This is a genomic window from Roseomonas sp. TAS13 (assembly GCF_001950415.1).
Taxonomy (GTDB): Bacteria; Pseudomonadota; Alphaproteobacteria; order Acetobacterales; family Acetobacteraceae; genus Roseomonas; species Roseomonas mucosa.
In genome coordinates, this window is the sequence record NZ_BDLP01000248.1 from 1 (window position 1) to 6,556 (window position 6,556).

Sequence of the window (6,556 nt, forward strand, 5' to 3'; positions counted from 1 at the left end):
AACTCGGCCGTGAAACGCCTCAGCGCCCATGGTACTGCGTCTCAAGACGCGGGAGAGTCGGTCGCCGCCAGGCCGCCCGATGGGAACCTCCCACACCCCCCGACCCGATCGCCGCCCACGTCACCATCACACCATCACCCAGCGCGGGGTGGAGCAGCCCGGTAGCTCGTCAGGCTCATAACCTGAAGGTCACAGGTTCAAATCCTGTCCCCGCATCCAAACAAAAGCGGCTCTGTCAAAAAGAATACACGACAGCGCTCTTTCGCCCGTGCAGCATACGTACCTATGCGGCACGATCCCCCCTTCGACATCCTCAGGCTCGCAGCCGAAACCCGGCAGGCGGCCGTCAGCGACCCCTTCGGCAGTCCGGCTCTGGCCCTGGCGCTCCTGCTCAGCCGGCGCATGGATGACGGGGGGCTGTCGCGGGCGGAACTCGCGCAGCTTCTGCGTGACCTGGGGCAGTCCGCCTTTCGTGACCGCGCGGCACGGTTGCGGGAAGCCGTCGGTGTCGTTCCGATTGCCGAGACTGACCAGGCCCTGACGGCCCTCGCCACCCGGATCGCCCGGCCCGACCCCCAGGACAGCCCGGTGCGTTTCGCGGCCTTCGCCGTGGCTGCGGAACGTCCCCGTGCGGCCGCGGTTTTCACGGCCCATCCCACCTTCAGCCTCCCTCCCGTCACCAACAAGGCCCTGGCTGCCATGGCCAGTGGCGGCCCGGCGCCGGCTGAAGTGCTGCCGCTCCGCCCGGACGTACCGACCCTGGCCATGGAATTCGCCCAGGCCGCCGAGGCCATCATCCATGCCAGGGACGCGCTGGATCGCATGGCGGAGGCCTTCCTGAAAGTGGCGCGGGATTTCTGGCCGGACCGTTGGCTCCGCCTGGAGCCCAGACCGGTCATCCTGGCCTCCTGGGTCGGCTACGACACCGATGGGCGCACGGATATCGGCTGGCAGGATACGCTCCGGCTCCGCCTCTCCATGAAGCGGATGCAGCTCGAACGCCTGAAGCTCCAGCTCGATCCCCTCGATGAGGAAACGACCGGGCCCCTGCGGCAGCGCGTGGACGAAGCCCTCCTGGCCGTGGACGAGCAGATCGCCGCCTGCCCACCCTCCGGGCCGACGGAGCCCATGGCGGTGCGTGACTTCGCCCATAAGCTGGTGGGGCTGCGGGAGGCCGCGCTCGTTACCCCGGTCCCGCTGCTGGACCTCTTCGAAAGCGCCATCGCCGAGGCTGCGGACGAGGAAACCCGCATGGCCCTCTGCGTCGCCCGGGCCGGCCTCGCCGCACACGGCCTTTCCCTGGCCGGCACGCATGTCCGCCTCAATGCGGCACAGCTCCACAACGCCGCCCGCCTGCATTTCGCCGAGATCGGCGGCGACCCCGCCGACCCGGCCCGTCGTCGCGCCACCTTCGCCGCCGTGAACGAGGCCCTGCAGCATGTGAAGCCCGAGCCGGTCGATATGGGCGGCCTGATGGCCGAACAGGCCAGCGCGCTGCGCCTGATCATGACCGTCACCCAGATCGCCAAGCATGTGGACGCCTCGCAGCCCGTCCGCTTCCTGATCGCGGAAACGGAAAGCGGCCTTACCCTGCTGATCGCCCTGCTGCTGGCCCGGCTCTGCGGCGTGGAGGAGCATCTGGAGATCTCCCCGCTCTTCGAGACCGCCGAAGCCCTGGAACATCGCGGGGAACGCGTGGTCGAGGAGGCGCTCCGCTCTCCGGCCTGGCGGGACTACCTGCGCAAGCTGGGCCGGCTCTGCCTGCAGTTCGGCTATTCCGATTCCGGCCGCTATGTCGGCCAGGTCCAGGCCAGCCAGCTCATCGAGCGGCTGAAGCTGCGCGTCGCCGACCTGCTGGACCGCTACGGGCTGGGCGACCTGGAGGTCGTGCTCTTCGACACCCATGGCGAGGGGCTGGGCCGCGCCGGCCATCCGGACGGGCTGGCCGCCCGGCTGGACTATCTCGACCCGCCGGCGGTGCGGGCGGCCTTTGCCGCGCACGACACCCCGGTCCGCCTGGAGACGAGCTTCCAGGGCAGCGACGGCTACCTGAATTTCGGCACGCCGGAACTGGCCCAGGCCACCATCGCCCGGATCGCCGAACACGCCTTCGCCCCGGTCGAGGCGGACAGCGACCCCGTCTATGCCGAGGGCGGCTTCGCCAATGACCTCTTCGCCGGGGCCCGCGCCGCCATGTCGGCGCTGGTGGACGATCCGGGCTACGCCGCCCTGCTGGGCGCCATCGGCACGGCCCTGCTGGACCGGACCGGATCGCGCCCCGCCGCCCGGCAGAGCGACAGCGGCGGCCCCAACGTCATCCGCCATGTGCGGGAGCTGCGCGCCATCCCCAACAACGCCGTGCTGCAACAGCTCGGCTTCCTGGCCACGCTCACCCACGGCATGGGCGACGGCGCGTCGCGCGAACCCGACACCTTCGCCGACCTCCTCCGCCGCTCGCCGCGCTTCCGCAACGCCATGGCCTTCGTGCGCGCCGCCCTGCGCTGCTCCGACCCGGATGTGCTGCGCGGCTATGTGGCGAGCCTGGACCCCGGCATGTGGCTGGACCGCGCCGCCCATACACGCCGCGCCGGGCGCCCGGCGGCCCTGATGCGGGTGGCCCGGGCGCTGGAGGACCTCGGCCTGACCGATCCCACGCGCCGCGTCCTGCGCCGCCTTCTGGCCGACGACATCCGCCTGCGGGGCGCCTGGCCCAAGGAGGGCGGCTACGTCGCGCCCGCCATGAGCGACCGCCTCTTCGCCCTGCACGCGCTGCGGCTCTGCCTGATCCACCGGATCTGGCTGATCGCCGTGGAGATGCCGGATTTCTCGCCCCGTCACAGCGTGACGCGGGAAGGGCTGGTGCAACGCCTGCTACGCCTCGACGTGGAGGGTGCGGCCGATGTCTTCGACGCGGTCTTTCCGGTGGTGGAACCGGCCGGGGCCTCGCTGGATTTCGCCGAGCCGCCCACGCCACGCCACGGCGGCTATGGCCGTGAGCACGAGGAGATCACGGAACCCCTGCGCGAGCTCTTCGCCATGGTGCGTGAGGTCAGCGCCGTCGTGACGCTGGAATGCGACGCTTTCGGGTGATCCGTCTCCATCGGGAGTCGCGTGACGGGCCGCCAACATCCGGCAATGCCGCCGGAAGCGCCATGGCAGAAGATGTCATGAACTGTTCAAGGCGCCGCGTTCCGCCGGGATAGGCGCGGAGACCATCATCCATCCGGTCGTGTATCATCCATGCCGGAGCATACGAACATGCTCCTGGCAGAAATCCGTGTGCTCCACGGCAAAGTCTTCAACAACGACGACATCCGTGCCGGCCTCGCCAGCCATGATGCCGCATGGCTGGGCTGCTCCTGTTCCGCTGCCGGGAACTTGCTCTTCCCCGGAGAGAATCGCAGCATGCTCGTGGCGATGCCGGGACGCCCTGATGCGGATGATCCCGGCAGCGAAGGATCCCGGTGTCCGGACATTTTCCGGCAAGCAGCTTCATTCGCCAGGGAGAGCAGAATGGCTTACGCGACCATCAACCCATATACTGGCGAGACCGTGGCCACGTTCCCCGATGCGACGGATGCCGAGGTGCGCACGGCCCTCGACAAGGCGCATGCGGCGTTCCTGCGATGGAGGCAGACCTCCTTCGCCGAGCGTGGCGGCATCCTCCAGAACGCCGCCGACATACTGCGCCGTGACAGCGACGCCTATGCGAGGCTCCTGACCCTCGAGATGGGAAAGCTGCTGACCGAGGCCAAAGCGGAAGTGGAGCTCTCCGCCAGGATCTTCGAATACTATGTCCGCAATGCCGAGACACTGCTGAAGCCGGAAAAGCTGCCCGTGCTCGATCCGGCGGAAGGCGATGCGGTGCTGGTGCACGAGCCGCTCGGGGTCCTGCTGGCCATCGAGCCGTGGAACTTCCCCTATTACCAGATCGCCCGCATCCTCGCGCCGCAGCTCTCGGCGGGCAACACGCTCCTCCTCAAGCATGCCTCCAACGTGCCGCAGAGCGCCGCCGCCTTCGAGGCGCTGATGAGGGAGGCAGGCCTGCCGGAAGGCGCCTTCCGGAATCTCTATGCCACCCGCGACCAGATCAACCTGATCATCAACGACCCGCGCGTCCATGGCGTGGCGCTGACCGGATCGGAAGCCGCCGGGGCTGTCGTCGCGTCCGAGGCCGGCAAGGCGCTCAAGAAATCGACGATGGAACTCGGCGGGGCCGATGCCTTCGTCGTCCTCGCCGATGCCGACATGAAGAAGACCGTGGACTGGGCCGTGTTCGGGCGCCACTGGAACGGCGGCCAGGTCTGTGTGTCGTCCAAGCGCATGATCGTCGTCGACGAGGTCTATGACGCTTTCCTCGACGGCTACCGCAAGGGTGTCGCGAAGCTCGTCGCGGGCGACCCCTTCGATCCGAGGACGACGCTGGCGCCGCTTTCCTCGCAGAAGGCCGCCGACGACATCAAGGAACAGATCCGCAAGGCCGTTGGCCATGGCGCCAAGGCCGAGGAGGTCGGTCCGCCAGTGCCCAACCGGGGTGCCTTCGTGCAGCCGACCCTCCTGACGGAACTGGCTGAGAGCAATCCCGCCCGCTACTGGGAGTTCTTCGGTCCGGTCTCCATGCTGTTCCGCGCCAGGGACGAGGACGATGCCGTCCGCATCGCCAACGACTCCCCCTTCGGCCTCGGGGGCTCGGTGTTCACCGCCGATCCGGCGCACGGCTTCGAGGTCGCCCAACGGATTTCGACCGGCATGGTCTTCGTCAACCACCCGACCAAGGTGGAAGCGGACCTGCCCTTCGGCGGCATCCGCCGCTCCGGCTACGGCCGCGAGCTCCTCGGCCTGGGTCTCAAGGAGTTCGTGAACCACAAGCTGATCGATGTTGTCGATATCGAGGCCCCATTCTGAATTCGGCTGCCTTCCTGCCTCCGGGCCGGAAGGCAGTGTCGGGATGAACGAAAGAGAGAAGGAGAAGCAGCATGCCGACCAACGGGAAGGTCGCCATCGTCACGGGGGCGGGCCAGGGCATCGGCCTCGCCATAGCCGTCCGCCTCGCCAGCGACGGCTTCGCCATTGGCTGCCTCGACTATGACACGGATACCGCGAAGAAGGCCGCAGACACGATCCGGGCCGGCGGTGGCGAGGCACTGGATGTCAAGGCGGACGTCTCGCAACGCGACCAGGTCCTCCGCGCGGTGGACGAGGTCGTCGCCCGCTTCGGCCGCCTGGATGTCATGGTCAACAATGCCGGCCTCGGCCCGGTCACGCCGATCGAGGACATCACGCCCGAGATCTACCGCAAGGTGTTCGACGTCAATGTCGGCGGCACCTATTGGGGCATCCAGGCCGCGGTGAAGCATTTCAAGGCCCGCAAGCCGGCCAGGAAGGGCGACGTGGTCGGCAAGATCATCAACGCCTCCTCGCAGGCCGGTCAGGTCGGCAGTCCGGATCTGGCGGTCTATGGCGCCACCAAGTTCGCCATTCGCGGCATCACCCAGACCGCGGCCAGGGACCTGGCGCCGCTCGGCATCACGGCCAATGCCTATTGCCCGGGGATCGTGCGCACGCCGATGATGGAAGGCATCGCGCAGAAGGTCGCCGACGAGAACGGCAAGTCCCTGGAATGGGGCCTCGAGCAATGGGCCAGGAACGTGGCGCTCGGCCGCATCTCCGAACCGGAAGACGTGGCGGCCTGCGTTTCCTACCTCGCCGGACCCGATTCAAACTACATGACCGGCCAGGCCCTCATCATCGATGGTGGCATGGTCTTCAATTGATCTGTGGCGCTTCGGCCGGATCGCGGTCCGGCCGCACGCGCCAATGAACGGGAGGTCCAGGAACCTCAGCGTCCTGGCGGATGAGGGGGCCGGGGGAAAGGTGGAGCCTTGTCCCCCGGGACAGCGCAAGGTCCCTCACTCCCCCGGCCGGGCCAGCCATTCCCGCGCGGCCCGGTCCGCGCCGGAGGGCAGCGGGGCTTCCGGGTCGGTGATCCAGGCCAGGATGTCGCCGGCGACCACGGCCCGTTCCCGGTCGCGCAGCAGCATGTGATAACCCTGGGCATAGTAGGCGAGCCGCTGGTCCGCGCCTTCCGGCAGGCGGCGCAGGGCGGCGCGCACCGGCTCGGCCCGCACGATCTGGTCATGGGCGCCGTAGAGGATCAGCGCCCGGGCGCGGAACTCCGGCGCCGCCTTCACCGCCGCGTCCATCAGGTTCACCAGCCCATAGAGCGTGTCCACCCGGACCTCCTTGTAGGTGCGCGGGTCGTCGCGCCATCCGGCCGCGGCCTCGGGGTTGTCGGTCGGGGTGATGCCGGGGGCGGAGTTGCGGAAGCCGACCTTGGGGATGGTATGGGCAGCGAATTCCAGCAGGCCGCGCATCCAGGCGGGCATCTCCGAACGGCCCCAGAGGGCGGGGGCCACCAGGATATAGCCATCCGCCACCGGCGGGTCCTTCGAGGCGGCCGCCGCCACCGCGACCGCGCCGCCCATGCTTTCCCCCAGGATATAGAGCGGCAGGCCTGTCTCTTGATCACAAGTCTCGACGTCAGCATAGAGAGGTG

General features: G+C 68.6%; 4 protein-coding genes and 1 tRNA gene. 4 read left to right on the forward strand and 1 reads right to left on the reverse strand.

The window, feature by feature from the left end; genetic code table 11:
• Positions 1 to 142: 142 nt before the first annotated feature.
• The 4 genes from ROTAS13_RS16940 to ROTAS13_RS16955 all read left to right on the forward strand — a co-directional run bounded on the left by ROTAS13_RS16940 (position 143) and on the right by ROTAS13_RS16955 (position 5,774).
• Positions 143 to 219, forward strand: a tRNA-Met gene (locus ROTAS13_RS16940).
• Positions 220 to 285: 66 nt separating this feature from the next.
• Complete coding sequence (locus ROTAS13_RS16945) at positions 286 to 3,090, forward strand: phosphoenolpyruvate carboxylase (RefSeq protein ID WP_075822917.1); 2,805 nt, start codon at positions 286 to 288, stop codon at positions 3,088 to 3,090.
• Between the two features lie 423 nt (positions 3,091 to 3,513).
• Positions 3,514 to 4,905, forward strand: coding sequence for an NAD-dependent succinate-semialdehyde dehydrogenase (locus ROTAS13_RS16950; RefSeq protein WP_075822918.1), 1,392 nt, complete (start codon positions 3,514 to 3,516; stop codon positions 4,903 to 4,905).
• Between the two features lie 71 nt (positions 4,906 to 4,976).
• Complete coding sequence (locus ROTAS13_RS16955; protein WP_075822919.1) at positions 4,977 to 5,774, forward strand: (S)-acetoin forming diacetyl reductase; 798 nt, start codon at positions 4,977 to 4,979, stop codon at positions 5,772 to 5,774.
• Between the two features lie 135 nt (positions 5,775 to 5,909).
• On the opposite strand, the gene ROTAS13_RS16960 is transcribed toward ROTAS13_RS16955, so the two are convergent.
• On the reverse strand, positions 5,910 to 6,556 hold a 647-nt coding region (locus tag ROTAS13_RS16960; protein WP_139323402.1), incomplete at its 5' end, for an alpha/beta fold hydrolase.

Coding starts and splice junctions, on each gene's coding strand:
- ROTAS13_RS16955 (WP_075822919.1), top strand. CDS start 4,977: ATGCCGACCAACGGGAAGGTCGCCATCGTCACGGGGGCGGGCCAGGGC.
- ROTAS13_RS16950 (WP_075822918.1), top strand. CDS start 3,514: ATGGCTTACGCGACCATCAACCCATATACTGGCGAGACCGTGGCCACG.
- ROTAS13_RS16945 (WP_075822917.1), top strand. CDS start 286: ATGCGGCACGATCCCCCCTTCGACATCCTCAGGCTCGCAGCCGAAACC.